Below are 22,362 nucleotides of genomic sequence, written 5' to 3'. Positions count from 1 at the left end.
CCGGCCACGGGTCTGTGTATTCTCGGGTCAGGTTCCCCCTTCGGAGAATGTGCAGTTCAACGCAATATTTCGGGTGGGGAAACTATCGGATAGTGGCAGGTCATGCGGTGTGGTTCCTGTCGATCGGAAGAAATTATTGAGGAGTTATCCAGTAATGCCGAACACAGCATTGGGGGATGAGAGCGGAAACGACTCTCCACCCGTAAATGGGGGTAAAGTCCTTGTTGGTTCTTACAACGTAGGAACGAGCGGGGTGCCTCCCGACCGGACTAATTGGCCCGTCTTTCTCGCCTCGGCGGCGGGCATCCTCGCCGTGACGCTGTGGGCATTTATTGGACGAGAATCCGCGGAAAAGGCACTTGGGAGCATTACCACGTGGATCGCCACCAATTTTGGATGGTTCTATATCCTGACCGCCACAGTAGTGATCGTGTTTATTTTGGGGGTGGCCTTCTCGGGTGCCGGGAAGATCCGACTAGGCCCGGATCACTCCCGCCCTCAGTTCAAATTGTTCTCATGGTCGGCGATGCTCTTTGCCGCCGGCATCGGCGTGGACCTCATGTTCTTCTCTGTGGCGGAACCGGTGGCCCAGTACTACGGGCCGCCCGTGGGGAGCGGGGAAAGTCGTGAGGCTGCGAAGGAAGCAGTCGTCTGGGCGCTCTTCCACTACGGCTTTACCGGGTGGGCCATGTACTCGCTCATGGGAATGGCATTTGGCTATTACGCGTACCGATTGAACATGCCGGTTGCTATTCGCTCGGCGCTGTATCCGCTCGTCGGCAAGCGTATCCACGGCCCGATCGGGGACTCCGTCGACGTGTCAGCCATGCTGGGAACCGTGTTCGGTATTGCGGCGTCGTTGGGTATTGGCGTGGTGCAGCTGAACTACGGCATCAAAGTGCTCTTTGGGGTGGAAGAGGGCGCGACGTGGCAGATCATCCTGGTGGTTGTCTCCGTGGCTATCGCGACGTTGTCTGCGGTATCTGGTGTGGATAAGGGCATCAAAATGCTCAGTGAGATCAACGTGCTTCTGGCCATTGCGCTGATGGTGTACGTTGTGGTGGCAGGAAAGACGGCTTTCCTCCTCGACGGGCTCGTGATGAACATCGGCGACTACGTGGCTTCGCTGCCCGGGATGACGATGGACACCTATGCCTTCACGGATGATCCCGAGCATACAAAAGCCTGGCTCGGGGCTTGGACGCTGTTCTTCTGGGCGTGGTGGGTGGCCTGGGCACCTTTTGTTGGTTTGTTCCTTGCCCGCATCTCTCGGGGCCGCACCTTGCGTCAGTTTGTTTTTGGAACGTTGAGCGTGCCCTTCCTCTTCATCCTGCTGTGGATGAGCTTCTTTGGTAATTCCGCGCTCGATATTGTCCGGGGTGGTAATGACGAGTTTGGCCATGCCGCAGCCGAGGAACCTCAGCGCGGATTCTATGACCTGCTGGCCACGTATCCTGGGGCGACCGCGATTATCGCCCTGGCCACCTTGATCGGTCTGCTGCTGTATATCACCTCCGCGGACTCGGGTGCATTGGTGATGAGTAACTTCACCTCCACCACAACGCATTCAAGCCAGTACGGGCCAGTGTGGTCGCGCATCTTCTGGGCGGTACTAGTGGGCGCGCTTACCGTGGTGTTGCTGCAAATCGACGGCGTGAGCACCGTGCAGTCTGCGACAGTGGTGATGGGACTGCCGTTCACGGTGGTGATGTATCTGATCATGCTGGGGTTGGTGCGGTCCTTTAGGTTGGAGCGTGCCCAAGTGGATGCACGGACAATCTCCATGCACGGGGCGATGTCTGGCCGCAGCTCGGACGGCAGCACGTGGCGTCGTAGGCTGAGCCGCGCTAACACCTGGCCTAGCACTGCAAAGACGCAACGGTTCCTGGAGGAGATGGCCACTCCCGCGCTCAAGCAGGTGGCTCAGGAGCTGTGCGATCGTGGCCTTGATGCCTCGCTTGTTGCTACCGACGTGCCGGAATCACCGGTGGGAAGCCTCGATCTCACAGTTGATCTGGGCGACGAGCAAAACTTCCGCTACCAGCTATTTGCGGTGTCTAATCCCGTGCCATCTTTTACCAAGAACCCAGGAAAAGAACACTACTACCGCATTGAGGTTTTCGACCTCACAGGCTCTCTTGGATATGACGTTTTTGGGTACACAGGTGAACAACTCATTGATAATGTGCTCGATCTCTACGAGCGTCACCTGGAGTTCCTCCACATGCAAAAAGACTTGCCAGGCAGCTCTGATCTCAGCGACGGCGCTCAGCCGGTACGCTTCTGGCGCGAAGACCACTAAGGAGAATTTATGCTTTTTGATCCAACCACATCCCCCTTGCTCGCAGACGCATGCGCTCACGGCCCCGCGACGCTGTTTATCGACGGCCAGTGGGTCCCAGCTCTCGATGGCGAGACCCGCGTGATTACTAATCCGGCGGATCGCAGCGTTGTGGGCACCGTCTCTGAGGCATCCGAAGCGGATATGGAAAAGGCGATTAAAGCCGCGCGACGGGCCTTTGATGCTGGGGAATGGGCACCGGCAGTAGAGCGCGGCAAGATTCTGCTGAAAGTGGCAGACGCTATCCGGGAGAACAAGGATCAGCTTGCGCGCGCGGAGTCCGCGGACACCGGCAAGCGACTCGTTGAGTCTGAGCTCGACATAGACGACATTGCGAATGCCTTTGAGTACTTTGGCACCCTGGCGCAGCATTCGGCGGGGCGAGTGGTCGACCCCGGAGACCCCAACGTGCGCTCGCGTATCGACGCCGAGCCCATAGGCGTATGCGGTCTTATTACCCCGTGGAACTATCCGCTGCTTCAGGTTGCGTGGAAGGTTGCCCCTGCGCTGGCAGCCGGCAACACTTTTGTGTTAAAACAGGCCGAGCTCACCCCTCACACCGCCATGATGCTCATGACTATCCTGAGCCAGGCGGGCGTTCCTGCGGGCGTGGCCAACCTGATCACTGGTGCTGGTGGACGCTGCGGAAATCCTTTATCCGTGAGCCCAGACGTGGATATGGTTTTTCCTTTACGGGCGGTCTTGAGACCGGAAAAATTATCGCGCGCAATGCCGCTGAGAGGGTCAAACGAGTGGCGTTAGAACTCGGTGGTAAGAACCCTAACGTGATCTTTGCCGACGCTGATTTTGATGCCGCAGTGGATAACGCTCTCAACGCGGCCTTTGTTCACTCGGGACAAGTGTGCTCCGCGGGCTCGCGGCTTGTTGTGGAAGAGTCGATTCACGATGCATTTGTTGCGGAGCTGGTCAAACGTGCGGAAAAGATTCGTCTAGGCGGGCCGCTAGATGAAAACGCAGAGACCGGACCGCTCATCTCTGCGGAACACCGTGACAAGGTGCACGCGTACGTCGAACGTGCCAAGGAACAGGGCGCGCAGGTGCTTACCGGTGGGCTTCCAGAAGAGATGGGAGGGGAGTTTTATCTCCCCACCGTTATCGACGGCTGCACCCGCGAGATGGATTGCGTGCACGATGAGGCATTTGGCCCCACCGTGACCGTGGAGACCTTCCAGACGGAAGAGGAAGCCGTAGAAATAGCCAACGATACAACGTACGGCTTGGCCGGTGCCGTGTGGACTCGCGACGCGGGTAAAGCGGAGCGCATGGCTCGTGCGATGCGGCATGGGACTATCTGGATAAACGATTTCCACCCCTACCTGCCGCAAGCGGAGTGGGGTGGAATGAAACAATCAGGAAATGGCCGGGAGCTTGGTCCTACGGGCTTGGCCGAGTACCAAGAGCTCAAGCACGTGTATCACAACATCGCGCCGGGTGTCACCGGCTGGTTTGCCGGTTAGACGGAGACTTTTTCTTCGGCGATGGTGCGCTTTGCGTTGAACTGGACGGAGTCGAGAAGCTTTTCTTGCTTTGCGACGATAGCCGGGACGAGTACCTGGCCCGTCACGTTCACTGCGGTGCGGCCCATGTCGATGATCGGCTCGATGGCGAGCAGTAGGCCAATGCCTTCCAGTGGGAGCCCCAAGGTGGACAGCGTGAGTGTGAGCATCACGGTAGCGCCTGTGGTTCCGGCAGTGGCTGCGGAGCCGAGGACGGAAACGATAACGATCAAAACGTAATCGGTGAAGTTGAACGGTACGCCGTAGAACTGGGACACAAATATCGCAGCTACTGCCGGGTAGACCGCAGCGCAGCCGTCCATCTTGGTGGTTGCGCCCAGCGGTACGGCGAAGGAAGCGTAGTGCTTGGGAACGCCGATTGCCTCAGCAGTCTGCTCGGTGACGGGCATAACGCCCATGGAGGAACGGGTGACAAAGCCCAAGGAGGTTACCGGCCAGACGCGGCGGTAGAACTGGGTGACATTAAGGCCATGCAGCTTCAAGGTCACTGGGTAGATCACGAGTAGGACGATGGCGAGGCCGACATAGACGGTAAGAACAAACTTGCCCAGGGCGCCCATGGCATCAAAGCCGTAGGTAGCCACAGCCTTGCCGATAAGAGCGGCGGTGCCGATGGGGGCGAGCCTAATAATCCACCACAGCACCTTCTGGATGATCTCCAGCAGTGAGCGGTTGAAGTTGATAAAAGGCTCGGCTTTCTCGCCGACCTTCACTGCCGCGATTCCTAGGGCGATGGCTACTACCAGCAGCTGAAGCACGTTGAAGCTCAGCCCGGTGGAGGCCACACCATCGACGACCTTGGTGCGTGCCTCTAGACCCACGATATTGGTGGGGACGATTCCTTCAAGGAACGCCCACCACGATCCAACGGACGACGGCGCTGCGGAGGTGTCCTGCAGCCCCGAGGTCTCGCCGGGCTTAAAAATCAGGCCAACGCCTATGCCTGCAAGTACTGAGAAGAACGCGGTAATGGCAAACCAGATGAGGGTTTTTACAGCCAGTCGTGCGGCATTGGTAACCTGACGCAGGTTGGCAATGGACGTAATAACGGCTGTCATCATCAGAGGTGGGATCAAGACCTTCAGGAGCGTGACATAATCGCTGCCCACGGTGGTGAGCGCGGTGGTAAGCCAGTTCCCGTCTGGCATTGAGCTGGCGATAAGGCCGAGGATAATTCCGGCGATAAGGCCGTAGATCACCTGAGCTCCAAAGCTATTCCACTTCATGATTCCCCTTTGGGTTGTGTTTGTTTCGTCTGGCACAACGCTAGTACAGGAATGTCTATTCCCAAAAGACAGGTTGGTCTATAAAATTAAAGGGAAAACCCCAGAAATTGATCTTTGCGCTGGTATAACGCGATTCTGTACAGATCAGTCTGGGGTTAGATCGGGGTTAATTTTTTGCGGCCTGCCGGGTTTGGGGATTTCCCCGACATTTTTAGGCAATCGCCCTGCTTTGCGGAGCTGGTCGCGCAGCATCACCTCGATCTGTGCGTTGACGCTGCGCGCCTCGTCGTGCGCCCAGCGGGCGATGGCCTCGGCGACCGCCGGGTCAATGCGAAGGGGGATGCTTTTTCTGGGCATTTAGGTGTACAAACTGCCTGTATTGATCATGGGTTGTGCGTTGTTGTCGGAACAGAGGACGACGAGCAGGTTGGAGACCATAGCTGCGCGACGCTCCGGGTCGAGTTCCACAATATCGCGTGATTCTAGCTGAGCAAGCGCACTTTCTACCATGGAGACGGCGCCCTCGACGATGGTCTCGCGAGCATCGACAATCGCGTTTGCCTGCTGGCGTTGCAACATGGCCTGGGCGATCTCCGGTGCGTACGACAGGTTGGAAATTCGTGCTTCGACGATCTCTAATCCGGCGACGGCGACCCGTGCGGCGACTTCGTCGGCAAGCTCTTTGGACACGAGCTCGGTGGAGCCGGACAGTGACGGGAGATTTGCGGTTCCACCGTCGTAGGGATGGGTGGTAGCTACGTGACGCAACGCGGACTCCGCCTGGGAATGGATGAACTCGTCCATATCTTCCACGGCAAAAGTCGCCTTGGCGGTATCGGCTACCTGCCACACGATGATTGCGCCAATGTTCACGGGATTGCCGTTGAGGTCGTTGACCTTGATCTCGTTGGTCTCAAAGTTGCGCACGCGAACCGAAACTTTGGCGGAGTTGCTCAGTGGCGGGTTAAGGGAGAGGCCGGTTGTTCGGTTTGTGCCGAGGTAGCGGCCAAAGAATTGCACCACCAGGGTGTGGCCGGGGGAGATGACCTTGATCATTCCGGCGAGGATGGAGAAGGCGACGAGGAGCACGATGCCGCATATGAGTTGGTAGCGCGCCAGTGTTGCTGCCTTTATCCAAGAGGTAGATGCCAAAGGCCGCGAGTGCGATCGCGCCGGGAAGTCCAATAATCACCGCAAGGGCGGCGATGCCAGCGAGGCCGCTACCTCCAATCCACGGGGTCTTTTCTGTGACGTCAACTTGGGCGCCTTCATGACCCACGGGGCGATCGGTGACTGTTGTCATAGTACTTCCTTTCATCGAGGGAAAAGTGATATCAGATTAAATAATGTGATATCACTTTGTCAAAGGGGAGGAGGGGTTGGTCAGGTTACTGCACGTGGACTACCCTCATACCCCGTGAGCGAGCAGAAAAATTCCCCAGACGTGCCAGAACAGCTACGTATTCGTCGCGATAAGCGCCAGAAGCTTATCGACGCCGGCGTAGACGCCTACCCGGTGATTGTTGATAGGACCACCTCAATCACCGATCTGCGCAAGAAATACCAGGTCCTTGGGGAAGGCGATGCTGGCGGGGAAGAGGGCGTTACCTACCTCACCGCCGGCGATGAAACCCACGATGAGGTTGCTATTGCAGGTCGTGTCCTTTTTGTTCGCAATACCGGCAAACTGTGCTTTGCGGCTCTGCAAGAGGGCAACGGCGAGCATATTCAGGCAATGCTCTCTCTGGCTGAAGTCGGTGCAGAGGCCCTGGCTGCATGGAAGAGTGACGTAGACCTAGGCGACATCGTCTCTATCCGCGGATGCGTTATCGCCTCTAAGCGCGGCGAGCTTTCGGTGATGGCCAAGAGCTGGCAGATGGCGTCCAAATCGCTGAGGCCGCTGCCTGTCGCTTTTGCCGACATGAGCGAGGACACCCGCATCCGTCACCGCTACACCGATCTGATCATGCGGGAACAGGCCCGCACCAACGCCCTGACCCGTATTAAGGTGATGCGCTCTCTGCGTAACTTCCTGGAATCGCGCGACTTCCTGGAGGTGGAGACCCCTATGCTCCAGACCCTGCACGGTGGCGCTGCAGCGCGTCCGTTTGAGACCCACTCCAATGCCCTGGACATTGACCTTTACCTGCGCATCGCTCCCGAGCTCTACCTCAAGCGTTGCGTAGTAGGCGGAATTGAGAGGGTCTTTGAAGTGAACCGCAATTTCCGCAACGAGGGCGTGGACTCCTCCCACAGCCCGGAGTTCTCCATGCTGGAGACCTACCAGGCGTATGGAACGTACGATGATGGCGCAAAGCTGCACCAGGACATGATCCAGTACATCACCAAAGATGTATTCGGTTCCACCACCGTCACACTTGCAGACGGCACGGAGTATGACCTCGGCGGCGAATGGCCTTCCATCGAGATGTATCCGTCCCTTAACGAGGCACTTGCGCGCAAGTTCCCAGGGCAGTCAGAGGTTACCATCCACTCCACCGTGGACGAGCTGAAGGCGATTGCCAAAGCCATTGGGGTAGAACCTGGCAAGGGCTGGGGCCACGGAAAGTTTGTGGAGGAAATCTGGGAATTCCTGTGCGAGGATCAGCTGACCGGGCCGATCTTTGTGCGTGACTTCCCCGTAGAGACCTCCCCGCTCACCCGCGATCACCGCTCCAAAGAAGGTGTGACCGAAAAGTGGGACCTCTACGTTCGTGGCTTTGAGTTGGCTACCGGCTACTCCGAGCTTGTCGATCCGGTTATTCAGCGCGAGCGCTTTGAAGATCAGGCACGCCTGGCCGCCGGTGGCGACGACGAGGCTATGGTCTTGGATGAAGACTTCCTTGCTGCAATGGAGCAGGGCATGCCGCCGACCTCCGGCACCGGAATGGGCATCGACCGTCTCCTGATGGCGCTCACTGGTTTGGGTATTCGCGAGACCGTTCTCTTCCCGATGGTGAAGCCAGAACGCTAAAAAGAATAATTCCCTCTCGTGAAACTGTTTAGTGAACAGAATTTTACGGGAGGGAATTTTGTATTGTTGCTCTTTTATTTCGATAAACTCTGCAACGTACAAACCTGAAGCTATGTTGCTTTAGTTTCCTGCTGTTGCTCCAGCCAATTAATCATTGTTGTTCTAAGTTCTGGAGCCTCGGGTTCGTTGAATATTTCATGGAAAGCACCATCAACTGTGATGAGCCGTGTGCGGGCTAAGGCTGCTAAAGCTTCTGATCCGCGAATGTCTGCGAGTTTGTCTGCAGTTCCATGTGCGATAAAAAGTGGCACGTGTGCCGGCCAGGGGAAATTGAGCACGCGTGCCCCTGCGAGAGCCATCGAAATGGCGGTTAGTAGCGGGACTGGCCCGCGATAATTAAGAGGGTCGGAATCATAGTCAGAGATAACGGCGGGATCGTGGGAGATGTCGGCACTGGAAAGCTTGACCGTGGGGAGGTTAGGAATAGCCGTGGCGAGTACGCGCAGTGCCTTTGCTAGGGGTAAGGGGACAGCGGGGAATTGGCGCAGTGCCGGGGCAGAAAGCATGACCGCAGAAACTCCTGCGGGATTCTTCTGTAAAGAACCTGCTGTGATTACTCCGCCCATGGAGTGGCCGAAAAACGCGAGGCTATGAGTGCGCATGTTCTGGGTGACGGTTGCGCGGACGGCGAGGTGATCGTCGATAAGCTGTGCAACGTCGACGCATGCTTGCGGGCGTGTCGGGTCGTAGGCTGTGCCGTGCTGCCGTAGGTCGTAGGAAGCGACATCGTAGCCTGCGTCGAGAAAAGCTTGAATGAGCGGTTGGTACCTGCCAGAATGCTCAGCATAGCCGTGCGTGAGCAGGACGGTCATTCGTGGCGAGAGGGATGTGTGCTGGTAGTGGATGTTCATAAGTAAAAGTATGGCAGCTTAGCGCGCGGGGTGACGCATATCATCCGCTTGTGCAATAAAAGCGCAAACGATTTCCTCCACGTTAAAGGGGGTGGTGGAGTGGCAACCTTCACAGGTGTCGTCTTATGGATATAACCAGTGACACGCTAGTGTGTGGTGCAGCGAACATTGCTAGATCACGTACTAGGGAGTCACCTTGAAAAAGATCATCCTTGACTGCGATCCGGGGCATGATGATGCCATTGCGATCCTGCTTGCTTGGGGAAGTCCCGATATTGACCTACTTGCGGTTACTACCGTGGCTGGAAACCAAACGCTGGAAAAGGTAACCACAAACGCTCGTGCGATGGCGCGAGTTGCGGGAATCACAGGGGTGCCCTTTGCTGCCGGCGCAGCTAGGCCACTGCTGGGACCGCAGCTCATCCCCGAAGAAATCCATGGTGATTCGGGGCTCGACGGCCCGCAGCTTCCGGTTCCCGGCGTGGAACTCGACTCGCGCCACGCTGTGAACCTGATTGCGGACGTTGTCAAAGAACACGAGCCAGGCAGTATCACTCTGGTTCCCACGGGAGCACTCACCAACATTGCTTTGTTTGCTCGCATGTATCCGGAGCTAGTTGAACGGGTAGCTGGAGTAACCCTCATGGGTGGTGGACACCACACCGGAAACATGACTCCGGCAGCTGAATTCAACATTCTTGCGGATCCAGAAGCAGCACGGATTGTTTTTGAAGCTGGCTGGAAAGTAACCATGGTGGGCCTGGACGTTACGCACAAAGTGCTGGCAGTGCCCGAGCGGTTGCAACAGCTTGTCGACGTCAATACCGACGTCTCTGCTTTTGTCGCGGAATTGATCGACTTCTTTGGTGCTTCCTACAAACGTGAGCGTCGCTACCCTGGCCCGCCGATGCACGACCCTCTTGCCGTTGCTGCGGTGGCCAATCCCTCAGTTATCCGTACTGTTGCAGCCCCAATCTACGTGGAAACCCAAGGCGACTACGCCCGTGGGCAAACCATCGTGGACCTGCGTAGAACATGGACAAACTCAGACCCATCCACGCTGGCCCAGCGTGATGATTTTGAGGAAACCCCACAGCATCACGTTGCAGTCGACGCTGACTGCGACCTGTTCTGGACAATGCTGACGCAGGCACTTGCCAACATCGGAAACACGAATTTTGCGGATTAAGCGGACTAATCCGTTCCTTATTACACAGGTAACTTTATGACTCTTCATGACCCAGTAGACACCCGCAAGGGCGGCATCGCCCTTCTTATGACGGTTCTGCTTACCGCAGCAATAGCCTTCCAACTCAACGCCTCAATGCTCTCCCCAGTGCTTGCCACCATGGCACGGGAACTAGGGACTGACGAGGCAACTGTTGGCCTCACTCAAACGGCCTTCTTTACCGGCGGGGCTATGTGCGGTCTCTTCCTCCCCAGGCTCTCGGATATCGTGGGGCGCCGCAAAATTCTTGTGATCATGCTTGCCGTTATGTCGATTGGTGGCCTCATGGCGGCACTCGCCCCCAATATCACGGTGCTGGCTATCGCTCGTGCGTTGCAGGGTAGCTCTGGACCCACCATCCCCATGACCCTGATCATCCTGCGCAGCCAAGTGCGTGACCAGGTGCGTCTGTGAACACTCATGGGCATCATTGCAGCCGTCAATGGTGGTATCGCAGGTATCGACGTTATCGCCTCGGGATGGATGGCAGAGCACCTCGGCTTCCGCTCGGTCTTTTGGTTTATCGCCATCGTCGGTGTCATCGCCACCGTGGTCGTTGCTCTTTGGGCGCCGGAATCTAAGCCATCTGACAACGTGAAGATGGACTGGGTGGGAGCGGCAATCCTGGTGATTTCTGTCTTCAGCATCACCATGGCCGCCAATGAGGCAGGCAAAGCTGCGGCTGCCAACTGGGCACTCGTTGCTGGCCTCATTCTTTTCGGACTTGTTGTGTTTGCAGGGTTCTGGAAATGGGAGAACAAGCACGACCAACCTATGGTTGCGCCCAAATACCTGGCGCGTCGGCAAACCTGGGGCTTGCTGCTGACCACTGTGCTCACCATGACGGGTGTGTTCGCCGCAGTGAACGGCGTAGCTATTTCACTCGCGCAGAATCCTGATGCTGGTTTTGGGCTTCCGGCTGACCTTGCCAGCCTGATGCTGCTTACCCCTTACGCTCTCATCAGCTGGCTGGTAGGGCCTTTCGCAGGACGTTGGGCGCCACGCATCGGCTACAGCCGGTTGCTCCGGATCGGTAATGCCTCCTCCGCAGCGCTCCTTCTCGTCTTGGTACTGGCCGGAAGTACATCCAAGGTGGTCCTCATTGCCTCGGTAGTCCTCCTAGGTATTACGTACGCCGGAATTGGCAATATCGTGCTGAACAACCTGGGCGTGGTGAACTCACCTGCAGATAACGAGGGATTCCTCCCAGGCATGAACTCTGCTGCCTTTAACCTTGGCGCCGGAATCTCCTTCGCGGTACTCCCGGTCTTCATGGTTGCGGGCTCACCGGCAGGATCGGACTCGGCGGCCGGATACACGACGGCGTTTATCGTGGGAGCCATAATTCTTGGCTTGTCCGTGGCCACGAGCTTCTTTATTCCGAAGCACGTCGAGGTGTAAAAACACTGTGTGCCCCAGCGTCATGCGATGCTGGGGCACATTTTTATGCAGTGAGTAGAGAATTAGGGGTGTACTAGAGCGAGGAGGCTGCGATGGTGGCGGCAGTTTTGGAACTGCGCTTTAACCACAGAATCAAACGCTCAAGCAGGCCCAGGACTAGGGCGAGGATAAAGAATCCGAGATAAACGCCGGCCATGTTGCGCAGCGCAATAGGGAGTCCCAAATCGGTGACATTGATAAAGAAGTATGGGTACCAGCCGGTGGTAGCGCCGCGATAGAGGGTCAGTGCCGACCAGACCACCGGGATTCTCAGAGCACCAATGATGGAGCTGAGCTGGAATGTGGGGCGGCCACGGATGGTCAGTAGCCAGTAGAGGGGAACCGCTATGGGCATAAAGGTGTGCTGGATTGGGCTGCTAATTGTCCAGAGCCCGTGCAGCTCGCCGCCGAGAAGCGTGTTGTAAACGACTCCGGTGACCACCAGCATGGCTACTGCGTCGACAGTGAACCAGCGGGGAGTGCGGCCCGCACGCAAGAGGTATATGGTGCCCACGATGTTGGACCACATTGTGAAGAAAGAGAACTCAGCGAGGAGGGCTTTGGCTGGGGTATCAAACGCAGGCCAGTCGGTAAAAGGTTCTGTTGCAGTTTGATAAGCCGCAAGGATGATACCGATAAGGCCAACGAGACCGAGAAGACGTCCGAGTATGTTCACTGGCGAAACTATACGCTTTGTAAGTGCTAATTCAAGTGAACACGTTGGGCAAGGCGTTAAATGCCATGACTGTGTTTGTTCGCTACCGGCGTACACCTATAAAAGTGCAGGTTATACGGCTTATCACGGGGGTATGGTGAGCTGTCTTGCTCGCTAGTGCAAGGAAATGTCAAAGCACAGCGTTACAGTGGGTGACATTAGCGGGGCAAACTAGTGAAAAAGAGGTGCAACCATGTTCGAGCGGTTTACCGATCGTGCACGTCGCGTGATCGTCCTGGCCCAGGAAGAGGCGCGCGGCCTTAACCACAATTACATCGGCACTGAGCACATCCTGCTCGGACTTATCCATGAGGGTGAGGGCGTTGCTGCAAAGGCCCTCGAATCCATGGGCATCTCCCTGGAAGCGGTTCGCCAAGAAGTAGAAGAAATTATCGGACACGGCTCCGAGCCGCCAGTCGGGCATATTCCTTTTACCCCGCGCGCCAAGAAGGTGCTTGAGCTTTCCCTCCGCGAGGGGCTGCAGATGGGACACAAGTACATCGGTACCGAGTTCCTGCTGCTGGGCCTAATCCGCGAAGGCGAAGGTATTGCAGCTCAGGTGCTGGTCAAACTCGGGGCAGACCTGCCTCGTGTGCGTCAGCAGGTTATCCAGCTGCTTTCCGGTTATGAAGGCGGAGAGAGCCCAGAGAATAACGAATCCGGCGGTGAAGCCGTGGGTGCGGGCACAGGCGCAGCACGCGCAGGTCGCGGCAGCGGCGCGGGTGAGCGTTCCAACTCCTTGGTGCTGGATCAATTCGGCCGAAACCTGACGCAGGCAGCCAAAGATGGCAAGCTGGACCCGGTTGTGGGGCGTGAGAAAGAAATCGAGCGCATTATGCAGGTTCTTTCTCGTCGTACCAAGAACAACCCTGTGTTGATCGGCGAGCCCGGTGTGGGTAAGACCGCCGTGGTTGAGGGCTTGGCTCTAGACATCGTCAACGGCAAGGTGCCCGAGACCCTTAAAGACAAGCAGCTGTACTCCTTAGATCTGGGTTCCTTGGTCGCAGGATCGCGTTATCGCGGCGACTTTGAGGAACGCCTGAAGAAGGTCCTCAAAGAGATCAATCAGCGCGGCGACATCATCTTGTTTATCGACGAGATCCACACCCTGGTGGGTGCCGGCGCAGCTGAAGGTGCTATCGACGCCGCCAGCCTGCTGAAGCCAAAGCTTGCCCGCGGCGAGCTGCAGACCATAGGCGCAACGACTCTCGACGAGTACCGTAAGCACATTGAAAAGGACGCCGCTCTTGAGCGCCGCTTCCAGCCAGTCAACGTGCCGGAACCAAGCGTGGAGATGACCATTGAGATCCTCAAGGGCCTGCGCGACCGCTACGAGGCACACCACCGCGTGTCCATCACGGACGGCGCGCTAGCAGCCGCGGCACAGTTGTCGGATCGCTACATCAACGACCGCTTCTTGCCAGATAAAGCAGTCGACCTTATCGACGAAGCCGGAGCACGCATGCGCATTCAGCGCATGACCGCTCCCGAGTCGATCCGCAAGGTCGATGATCGCATCGCAGAGGTACGCCGGGAAAAGGAAGCCGCGATTGATGCGCAGGACTTTGAAAAGGCCGCTGGCTTGCGCGATACCGAGCGGAAGCTGAACGAGGAACGCGCAGAGAAAGAAAAGCAATGGCGTTCCGGCGATCTGGAAGAAATCGCTGAGGTCGGCGAGGAGCAGATCGCGGAGGTCCTGGGCAACTGGACGGGCATCCCAGTGTTCAAGCTGACGGAAGAGGAGTCCTCTCGTCTGTTGCGCATGGAAGATGAGCTGCACAAGCGCATCATCGGCCAAGAGGACGCAGTCAAGGCTGTATCCCGTGCGATTCGCCGTACCCGCGCCGGGCTGAAGGACCCACGCCGTCCTTCCGGTTCCTTCATCTTCGCGGGGCCATCCGGTGTGGGTAAGACCGAGCTTTCCAAGGCACTGGCTAACTTCCTCTTCGGTGATGATGACGCGTTGATTCAGATCGATATGGGCGAGTTCCATGATCGTTTCACTGCTTCACGCCTGTTCGGTGCTCCTCCCGGATACGTTGGTTACGAGGAAGGTGGCCAGCTCACGGAGAAGGTACGCCGCAAGCCTTTCAGCGTTGTGCTTTTCGACGAAATCGAGAAGGCACACAAAGAGATCTACAACACGCTGCTGCAGGTGCTGGAAGACGGACGGCTTACCGACGGCCAAGGGCGCGTGGTGGACTTCAAGAACACCGTTTTGATCTTCACGTCAAACCTCGGCACGCAGGACATCTCTAAGGCCGTGGGCATGGGCTTTAGCTCTGTCGGCGAGCATGACGCGGATGGCCAGTACACCCGGATGAAGCAGAAGGTTAACGATGAGCTGAAGAAGCACTTCCGCCCTGAGTTCCTTAACCGCATCGACGAGGTCGTGGTCTTCCATCAGCTCACTCAAGACCAGATCGTTCAGATGGTGGACCTGCTGGTTGGTCGTGTGGCAAAGGCTTTGGCACAGAAGGACATGGGCATCGAGCTCACCGAGAAGGCAAAGAGCCTCTTGGCACGCAGGGGATTCGATCCAGTGCTGGGCGCACGTCCATTGCGCCGTACGATTCAGCGCGAGATCGAGGACGCGCTCTCCGAGAAGATTCTCTTTGGTGAGGTCGGCGCTGGCGAGATCGTCACGGTAGATGTTGAGGGATGGGATGGCGAGTCCAAGGAGACGGACAAGGCCTCATTTACCTTCGCACCGCGCCCGAAGCCACTGATGGATTTTGCCACGGAATCTCCTGAGGTCGTCGAGGCACAGCAAGCTGTGGTCGATGCAGCAGATGATCCTGAGACGGTTCCCGAAGCTGATTTTGATGTAGAAGAAGCTAAGGAACAGTAATCATGAGTATCACTTACCGCAAGCGCAAAAAGATCGGCAAGAACAGCTGGCTGAATCTCTCGGGCTCGGGAGCATCAGCGAGCACCAAGATCGGTCCGGTAACGCTGAATAGCCGTGGTGGCGTGTATGTGAAGTTGCCAGGCGGGCTTAGCTTTAGAGGTCGCTGGAAGTAGAAGAAGATGTAGCGTCAGCCTGGTGGGGCTGGCGCTACTATCGTTATGTGGATAATCGCGATCAGTACCGAATGGGAGTGGAGGCGGATGCTGTCATCCGCTTAGGCATGTTGCTGATGGGGGCGGGCACGAGTGGCTATCGGGTAATCCGAGCGATGAAGCGGGCCGCTCGGGCCTTGGGATTTGATCGGATTGATGCGGTGGTGGGGGTCACGCAGATTACGTCGACTTTTCACCGGGGCGATAGCTTCCGGACGATCGTCGCGCGCTCGCAGAGCCCGGCTGTGGACGCCTCGCGGATTGAGGCATTAGAGACTTTGTCGCATAGCTTGCACCATGAGATTACTGCAGAAGACCTCAATGCAGCGCTGGACAAAATTGTTTATCACGTGCGCGAGCGCTGGAGTCTGTTGGTGGTCTCTGCGGCCGCTGCGCTAGCGTGCGCCAGTTTTGCGGTCTTGAATCACTTTGCCATCGTGGAGATCGCTCTCGTGGCGGTGTCTGCAGGTCTAGGACAGGCGGTTCGGACGCATCTTCATCACAAGCACATGCATCAGCTTGGGTGCGTTGTCGCGGCAGGGACAGTCGCATGCCTGACATTTTTTGCTCTTGCGCACATCCTCATCCGCTTAGATGTGGGAGAAACCCAGAATTTTACTGCCGGCTATGTGGCCGCGGTGCTCTTTTTGGTCCCGGGATTCCCGCTGTTCTCTGCGATGATTGACCTTGGTCGCTTTGACTTTGACGCGGGTGTTTCCCGGCTGGTCTATGCGGTGACGGTCATCTTAACCGCGACTTTTTCAGTGGCCATGATCAGCTGGGCCACCGGGCTTAACCCGGAACCAGTGCTCGTTGAACCAGGTGGCGGCTGGTATGTGATAGCAGGTCTGGCTAGCTTCGTGGGCATTGGTGGCTTTGCTTTTCTCTTTAATAGCTCACGACGCATGGCTCTGGTGGCGGCCACGGTGGGAACGACAGCAAACGTGATAAGGCTGCTCCTGGAGGCTCATGGCTCTACCGGCTATTTCGCGGTGTTTATTGGGGGACTGATTATCGGGCTGTTCGGGGCGGTGGCGTCGAAAAGCGTGAACTTGCCCCGCATCACAACCACCGTGCCGGCTGCTGTGATCTTGATGCCAGGTACCGCGATGTTCAGGGCTGTGTATTACCTCAACAGGGGAGATATGGATCAGGCTCTGGTGAACGCTGCCACCGCCATGATGGTGGTGTTCTCGATCTCGGCGGGGCTGGTGTTGGCGCGGCTTCTTACGGATAAGTCATGGACATACGGCAAGCTCATTGAGTTCGACAAGCTGGGGCACGACTAGCGCTTACCTGGGGAGGTGGAAGAGCCCGTCTGCGTTCTGCTCAGCGAGGCCGTCGTCAAGCAACGAAAAAAGTGCGCGGGAGCGTTGCGACGCGTCCGGCCATAGGATGTCGATACTGCTGAGGGGGACCGGGGCGTCAGCGGAGCGCAAGAGCGCCATGATAAGGCCACGAACCTGCCGATCCGTACCCACAAACTTTTGTACGCGCTTCTTTTTAGCTACCAGTTCTTCCTCGCTGGGGCGGGGCTCGCCGGCAGCGATCCACGCACAGTGGGAGCGCACGGGGCATGCTTCGCATGCAGGCGTGGTGGTGCAGACGAGCGCACCGAGTTCCATAAGCGCCACAGAAAACTCAGGCGCATCGTGTTCCGGCAACAGGTCCTGTACCTCCGCGATCTCCTTTTTGGAAGGGTTTCCCGCGAGGTAACGTCCAAGGTAAAGCCGGTGGTAAACGCGCCTGACATTGGTGTCTACCACCGCTACTCGCTGGCCAAAGGAAAACGCTGCTACCGCGCGGGCGGTGTAGTCGCCAATACCCGGCAGCGCGAGGAGTTTCTCTACGTCTGCTGGGACTTCTCCGCCGTGGAGCGCGACTATCTGCTGGGCGCATTGGTGCAGCCGCAGCGCGCGGCGCGGATACCCGAGGCTGCCCCATGCCCGAAGAAACTCATCTTTGGGTGCTTGCGCAAAGTCCCGAGGGGTAGGCCATCTTTCCATCCACTGCGTCCATATCGGCTCAACGCGTGCCACGGGAGTCTGCTGACTCATGACTTCGCTGAGAAGGATCCCCCACGGGGAGGTTTCGGGGGTACGCCAAATGATTGCACGGGCGTTAGCACGATACCAGCGTAAAAGGGCCGTGATGATGTTGTTTTTCTCTGATGCATTCATATTCGTGGGTACCCAGTGTAACCCCCTACCTGAGTGCAATGTCACATTTATGAGGCTAGGGGTGCAAGAATATATGGCATGTCGTACGGATATAACTCTCATTCCCCTCGTGATCCTGAACAAGCGTGGGCACTGCTTCTTGAGGGCAATGCGCGATTTGCCTCGGGAAATCCCCAGCGTCCCAACCAGGACGTGGCGCGTCGTGATGAATTAAAAAAAGGCCAGGCCCCGCGGACGTGCGTTTTTACGTGCTGTGACTCGCGTGTTCCAGCGGAAATGCTTTTCGACGCCGGCTTTGGTGACATCTTCGTTATCCGCACAGCAGGAGAAGTGATAGATACCGGCGTATTAGCCTCGCTTGAATTTGCCGTCGCCGGCCTGGGGGTGGAAGTAGTCGTGGTCTTAGGCCATGAATCGTGCGGTGCGGTGGCTGCTACTGCAAAAGTTATCGAGGGCGACGGTGCACCGGCTGGCTTCCAGCGCACGCTGGTCGAGCAGATCGCACCCAGCATTCTAGAGTCTAAAAACGCAGGTAGCAGTGATCATGCGGACTTTGAGCGCCACCACGCCACAGCCACGGTCACACGGATTTTGCAGACTTCTCCGGCTATTTGCAAAGCGGTGGAAGAACACCGCACGGCCTTGGTTTCCGCCCGGTATCGGTTATCCGACGGCAAGGTGGAAACCCTCCACACGATCGGGTTTTAAGAAAGACTCGTGAAGACACGCCACGATGTTCCCCCAGACGACCATGGAAAACACTTAGTCTGAGTACGTGGATCGACGAAGCGAACAACATGAGAACCGGCGGCTGCCCGAGGTCTACTACCAGCGGCGCCGAGCAGCCGCCGTGGTGGCGCTCGTGGTTGTGGTTCTCCTCATTGTGTGGGTTCTTTCAACCATTGGTGGGGGAGACGCCGAGAGCACTAACGTGGCCGACTCCGGGGCATCGGCCGCGGAGACGACAACGAGCTCTGCACGGGCTTCTGAAACTTCTGGGCGTAGCACAGAAAAGAGCACCGAGTCTGAGAAGGCGTCTGACTCACAAAAATCATCTTCCGAGCCGACTTCCAGCGTTGCCGCTGATGCGAAGACGACGTGTGCGGTGGAAGACCTTGTTGTTTCTGCCGCGAGTGACCAGGCGAATTACGACGCCAAAGCACAGCCAAAGTTCTTTATGACGGTAAAGAACCCCACCAAAGCGGACTGCGAGATTAACGCTGACGAGAATCCGCTGCGGTTTGAGGTTTATAACCTTGCAACAAACCAGCGAATCTGGTCGGACATAGACTGCAACCAGGCTGTCGCTAAAGGAAAGACCGTGTTCAAAGCTGGCGAAGAACGCTACTTTGAGGCCATCTGGTCTAGGACCGGCAGCGCACCAAAGCAATGTTCGGGTCGCCAACCAGTGCCTGCCGGAAGCTACTATCTCCACACTGTTATCGGTGGCAACCCCTCGCCGGCCTACACCTTTAACCTTCAATAGCGTCGATCTTTAAAACGCGGCATCCAGGGCTTCTTGGATGTCGCGTACTTTTTTAACGGCTATCCCCTTTGCCGTGGTGGTGCCATCCGGGATGATGGCGGCGGTGTATCCGAGTCGTTGTGCCTCTGCAAGCCGGCGATCAATGTTGGGCACCCGCCTGATTTCCCCGGCAAGCCCTACTTCCCCTAAGACAATTGTTTTAGGCGGCAAGGGGGTACGCATCAGCGCGCTAGCGGTGGCAAGCGCGATAGCAAGATCCGTAGCAGGTTCTCCCACTTTCATGCCACCTACGGTGGCCACATAGACCTCACTGCTATGTGTTCTTTTGCCAGCTCTGGCGGCAAGGACTGCAAGAACCATGGGGACTCTCGTAGGATCAAGGCCGGTGACTGCGCGGCGCGGGTTTTTAGCTTCAGTGGGCACTACGAGTGACTGCACCTCAGCAACAATGGGGCGCACTCCATCCATAGCCACTGTGACGGCTGTGCCGTCGGGCGTGGCGCCGTGATGTGAAAGAAAGAGCCCAGAGGGATCGGGGACCGCATGGATGCCGTCGGACTGTTGCTCAAAACAGCCGACTTCATCAGTAGCCCCAAAACGGTTTTTGATGCCACGCAGCATTCGGAGGCTGGAGTGTCTGTCGCCTTCAAAGTTAAGGACTACGTCCACAAGATGCTCCAAGACGCGGGGACCCGCTACATTTCCGTCTTTGGTTACGTGTCCCACCAGGAGGATAGGGATGCCGGTGGTCTTTGCGAGACTTGTTAACGCGGCAGTCACCGCGCGTGACTGCGCCACACCTCCTGCGACGCCTTCTACGCCTGCGGCTTGCATAGTTTGTACGGAATCCACGATAAGCAGACTTGGTTTTAACTGCTCTACATGGCCAAAGACAATATCCAGGTGTGACTCTGCGGCAAGGTATAGGGTGTCCTGCAGCGCTCCGGTGCGTTCGGCTCGCATGCGCACCTGTCCAGCAGATTCTTCCGCCGTGACATAGAGTGCGATTCGGGTGGAATCGCCGTCGGGCTGTTGTGCCCACTTACTTGCCACTTCTAAGAGGAGAGTTGATTTACCCACACCCGGCTCGCCTGCAAGCAGTACTACTGAGCCTGGAACGATGCCTGTGCCCAGAACCCGATCAAGTTCGCTGATGCCTGTTGAGCGTGTAACCGATGTATGTGCATTAATGCTAGTGATCGACACAGCGGGTGACGTTGGTGTGAGACCTAGGGGCCTCGATGAGACGCTTGGGGCACTTGTCGGAGCGCTCACGCGCTGTTCCTCCATGGTTCCCCAAGACCCGCATTCGGGGCAGCGTCCCAACCATTTGGGGGAGGAATATCCGCATTCTTTGCACGTGTGAATGCTGCGCGCTTTCTTTGCCATGAGAACACCATAGGACACGCCCATGACATCGGTGCCCCCCGGATGTTCGAATGCTGCGGACTACATGAAAATGTCTTGAAATAATGGGTAAAAATGCATAATTACTGGTAGTTGCACCGGTGCAGATATTAAAAAATAAAGGTGCCTATTTTCCTGAAGTAAAAATTATAATTACCTAAAGTCTTAATTGATGAAAGGTTGCACTACCGGCTGGTCCTTGGGGGTTATGTGTCCTGAGTAAGGGGGTTATTGGTTTGCGGAAAAATGTGGGAAAAGTTGTTGCTGTTTGGGAAATTCAACTACTATGACAGGAGTAAATTAAAAATAGGCTTAGGGAAAAGCTTAGATTTCATTCGGCTCGGCGTGGGTGCTCCGCGAAGCTGAATTTAGGTAGGTATACATGGGTGCAAGAAAAGTGCGAGATGTTGCAAGGGTGGGCTTTGCCAGCTCGTTTACTTGCATGGCGGTCGCATTTTCTGCCCCAGCTATGGCACATGGTGCCTCTGAGATTGTAAGTGTCTCTTCGGCTACAATCGGACCTTCTCAGACATTGGGACGACCTGTTGCGGGGGCGCCTCGGGACTTAAGCGCTTCGATCGTGGATGTGAAAGTTTCTCCGGTGGGTGGGCACGCTGGCCGGGAATTTCACATAGAGGAGGGGCAGCGCGTTAGCGTCGCTATCGCGTGGAAAGATGCGGTGGGAATTGGTGCGGGGGACACGATTCGGTACCAACTGCCCAAGCAACTGGATATTGGGGGACCGCTTACTTTTGAGATTCCTGATCGCGCGTTAAAGAGGGTGATCGCGCACGGTGTTATTGATGTAAACAACCAGTTAAGCGTCACTTTTAATAAAGAAATAGCAGGCCAGACTTCCTCGGGGAGCGTCACTGTGAATGCCACAGTGCTTCAGACAGGCCCCGGTCCGGTCACCTTTGATTTGGATCGTTTTGGTCGGGCAGTGATACACGTGGATCCTAAGTCTCAAGAGATGTCTGATTTATCGCTTCAAAAGTCTTATTTCTCAGACATGGAAGAGAATTGGTTTCCGAGCGCTGAGAAGCCTAGTGACGGCCCACCCATGGCCGACAGCTTTTCAGACGAGCCTTTTAAAGACGTGACTGGTCCTCATGAGGAACAGTCAGAAGCGCCGCAAGATTTTGTGGATGCTCCGTTGGACGTGCTGGATCTAGATGCTCCGCCGATGGTTGTCAGTGAGCCGTGGGGATTTGAAGATTTCGAGAATCCTCCCCGCTTTGTGGCTAACGAGGGCAAGCCATTGCCTATGGCCCCGCAGAAGAAAGAGCCGCAGGTACCTGCTGAGCTGAAAGCAGAAAAGAAGCCCACAAAATCCGATGTTGACGTGTCGGGCTTAGCCTCCTTGCTGGATCTTCTGGGGGAAGGAGTCGCAGAGGAAACGCGTGCGGAGCGTGTGCTTGTTCCGACTATTCCTAGGGTGCGGAGGCACGACAGCGAGCGCGGGCAGCACCCGGAGACGCAGGAGCGTCGAGAAGCCCCTGCCCAAGAGCCGCATGCGGTTCCTGCGCCTCAAGAGGAAACAGGGGGACAGCCGCGGCATAGCGACGTGAGCGTGCAGGTGAACGCGGGCAGAGATAAGAGCGGGAAGCCGACTAAAGAGGTCAAAGTTGTGGATAAAGAACCACAGCATACCGCTATGGCTGAGCCCCAGCCGATGGCCAAAGGCCCGTGGGTTTTCCCCGGTGAAATGCACAGTATGCACGAGGCTCAAGGTGAATTTATGGGAGGAATGCTTCCTACGGCTTTAGCATTCAATGCGATTGGTTTCTTGGCTATCGCTGGCGGTATCGCGGTACTGCGCAAAGTTAAATAAAAACGACTAAAGGCTCCTC

At 56.8% G+C, this 22,362-nt stretch carries 15 protein-coding genes and 3 pseudogenes; 11 read left to right on the top strand and 7 right to left on the bottom strand.

Annotated features, from left to right (window positions below; translation table 11 throughout):
- Positions 1-154: 154 nt before the first annotated feature.
- Entirely contained in the window at positions 155-2,302 is a 2,148-nt protein-coding gene (betT, locus tag ET810_RS08655) for a choline BCCT transporter BetT (protein WP_134316189.1), read from the top strand.
- A 9-nt stretch (positions 2,303-2,311) separates the two neighbouring features.
- Positions 2,312-3,819, top strand: a pseudogene (locus ET810_RS08650) (aldehyde dehydrogenase family protein).
- On the opposite strand, the gene ET810_RS08645 reads toward ET810_RS08650, so the two are convergent.
- The 3 genes and pseudogenes from ET810_RS08645 to ET810_RS08635 all read right to left on the bottom strand — a co-directional run bounded on the left by ET810_RS08645 (position 3,816) and on the right by ET810_RS08635 (position 6,408).
- The gene (locus tag ET810_RS08645; RefSeq protein WP_087454547.1) at positions 3,816-5,105 is read right to left on the bottom strand and encodes a dicarboxylate/amino acid:cation symporter; all 1,290 of its coding nucleotides are present in this window, start codon (positions 5,103-5,105) and stop codon (positions 3,816-3,818) included. The pseudogene ET810_RS08650 and the gene ET810_RS08645 overlap by 4 nt on opposite strands.
- A 144-nt stretch (positions 5,106-5,249) precedes the next feature.
- Positions 5,250-5,462, bottom strand: a complete 213-nt coding sequence (locus ET810_RS08640) for a type II toxin-antitoxin system antitoxin (protein ID WP_087454546.1) — start codon at positions 5,460-5,462, stop codon at positions 5,250-5,252.
- Positions 5,463-6,408, bottom strand: a pseudogene (locus tag ET810_RS08635) (SPFH domain-containing protein). It abuts the gene before it with no gap.
- 114 nt (positions 6,409-6,522) lie between these two features.
- On the opposite strand from ET810_RS08635, the gene lysS reads away from it, so the two are divergent.
- Positions 6,523-8,079 (top strand): lysine--tRNA ligase, encoded by a 1,557-nt coding sequence (lysS, locus tag ET810_RS08630; protein ID WP_087454544.1) that lies wholly within the window; start codon positions 6,523-6,525, stop codon positions 8,077-8,079.
- Between the two features lie 110 nt (positions 8,080-8,189).
- Here lysS and ET810_RS08625 read toward each other — a convergent pair whose 3' ends face one another.
- Entirely contained in the window at positions 8,190-8,990 is an 801-nt protein-coding gene (locus tag ET810_RS08625) for an alpha/beta fold hydrolase (protein WP_087454938.1), read from the bottom strand.
- A gap of 196 nt (positions 8,991-9,186) precedes the next feature.
- Between ET810_RS08625 and ET810_RS08620 the strand changes: the two genes are divergently transcribed.
- Positions 9,187-10,179 (top strand): nucleoside hydrolase, encoded by a 993-nt coding sequence (locus ET810_RS08620; protein WP_087454543.1) that lies wholly within the window; start codon positions 9,187-9,189, stop codon positions 10,177-10,179.
- Positions 10,180-10,215: 36 nt separating this feature from the next.
- Positions 10,216-11,619: pseudogene (locus ET810_RS08615) on the top strand (MFS transporter).
- A gap of 73 nt (positions 11,620-11,692) precedes the next feature.
- Here ET810_RS08615 and ET810_RS08610 read toward each other — a convergent pair.
- Complete coding sequence (locus tag ET810_RS08610) at positions 11,693-12,334, bottom strand: Pr6Pr family membrane protein (RefSeq protein WP_087454542.1); 642 nt, start codon at positions 12,332-12,334, stop codon at positions 11,693-11,695.
- Between the two features lie 232 nt (positions 12,335-12,566).
- Between ET810_RS08610 and ET810_RS08605 the strand changes: the two genes are divergently transcribed.
- The 3 genes from ET810_RS08605 to ET810_RS08595 all read left to right on the top strand — a co-directional run bounded on the left by ET810_RS08605 (position 12,567) and on the right by ET810_RS08595 (position 16,725).
- Entirely contained in the window at positions 12,567-15,224 is a 2,658-nt protein-coding gene (locus tag ET810_RS08605; protein WP_134316188.1) for an ATP-dependent Clp protease ATP-binding subunit, read from the top strand.
- Positions 15,225-15,226: 2 nt separating this feature from the next.
- A complete protein-coding gene (locus ET810_RS08600; RefSeq protein WP_087454540.1) occupies positions 15,227-15,397 on the top strand; it encodes a DUF4236 domain-containing protein in 171 nt (56 codons plus the stop codon).
- Positions 15,398-15,468: 71 nt separating this feature from the next.
- Positions 15,469-16,725, top strand: a complete 1,257-nt coding sequence (locus ET810_RS08595; RefSeq protein ID WP_134316221.1) for a threonine/serine exporter family protein — start codon at positions 15,469-15,471, stop codon at positions 16,723-16,725.
- Positions 16,726-16,728: 3 nt separating this feature from the next.
- On the opposite strand, the gene ET810_RS08590 is transcribed toward ET810_RS08595, so the two are convergent.
- The gene (locus tag ET810_RS08590; protein ID WP_087454538.1) at positions 16,729-17,616 is read right to left on the bottom strand and encodes an HhH-GPD family protein; all 888 of its coding nucleotides are present in this window, start codon (positions 17,614-17,616) and stop codon (positions 16,729-16,731) included.
- A 78-nt stretch (positions 17,617-17,694) separates the two neighbouring features.
- On the opposite strand from ET810_RS08590, the gene ET810_RS08585 reads away from it, so the two are divergent.
- Both ET810_RS08585 and ET810_RS08580 read left to right on the top strand, forming a co-directional pair.
- Positions 17,695-18,324: a carbonic anhydrase gene (locus ET810_RS08585; protein WP_087454537.1), complete on the top strand. Its 630-nt coding sequence runs from the start codon at positions 17,695-17,697 to the stop codon at positions 18,322-18,324.
- Between the two features lie 67 nt (positions 18,325-18,391).
- Positions 18,392-19,102 carry a hypothetical protein gene (locus ET810_RS08580; RefSeq protein ID WP_087454536.1) on the top strand — a complete coding sequence of 237 codons (711 nt, stop codon included), beginning with the start codon at positions 18,392-18,394 and terminating at the stop codon, positions 19,100-19,102.
- Between the two features lie 9 nt (positions 19,103-19,111).
- Here the strand turns inward: ET810_RS08580 and radA are convergent, their stop codons facing one another.
- Positions 19,112-20,491, bottom strand: coding sequence for a DNA repair protein RadA (gene radA / locus ET810_RS08575; protein ID WP_087454535.1), 1,380 nt, complete (start codon positions 20,489-20,491; stop codon positions 19,112-19,114).
- 460 nt (positions 20,492-20,951) lie between these two features.
- Between radA and ET810_RS12065 the strand changes: the two genes are divergently transcribed.
- A complete protein-coding gene (locus tag ET810_RS12065; RefSeq protein ID WP_225870142.1) occupies positions 20,952-22,343 on the top strand; it encodes an Ig-like domain-containing protein in 1,392 nt (463 codons plus the stop codon).
- Positions 22,344-22,362: the final 19 nt, after the last annotated feature.

Origin of the sequence: Corynebacterium silvaticum (assembly GCF_004382825.2) — a bacterium.
Taxonomy (GTDB): domain Bacteria; phylum Actinomycetota; class Actinomycetes; order Mycobacteriales; family Mycobacteriaceae; genus Corynebacterium; species Corynebacterium silvaticum.
Note: the sequence above shows the minus strand (reverse complement) of the source record. Positions and strands in the feature narration are given on the sequence as shown.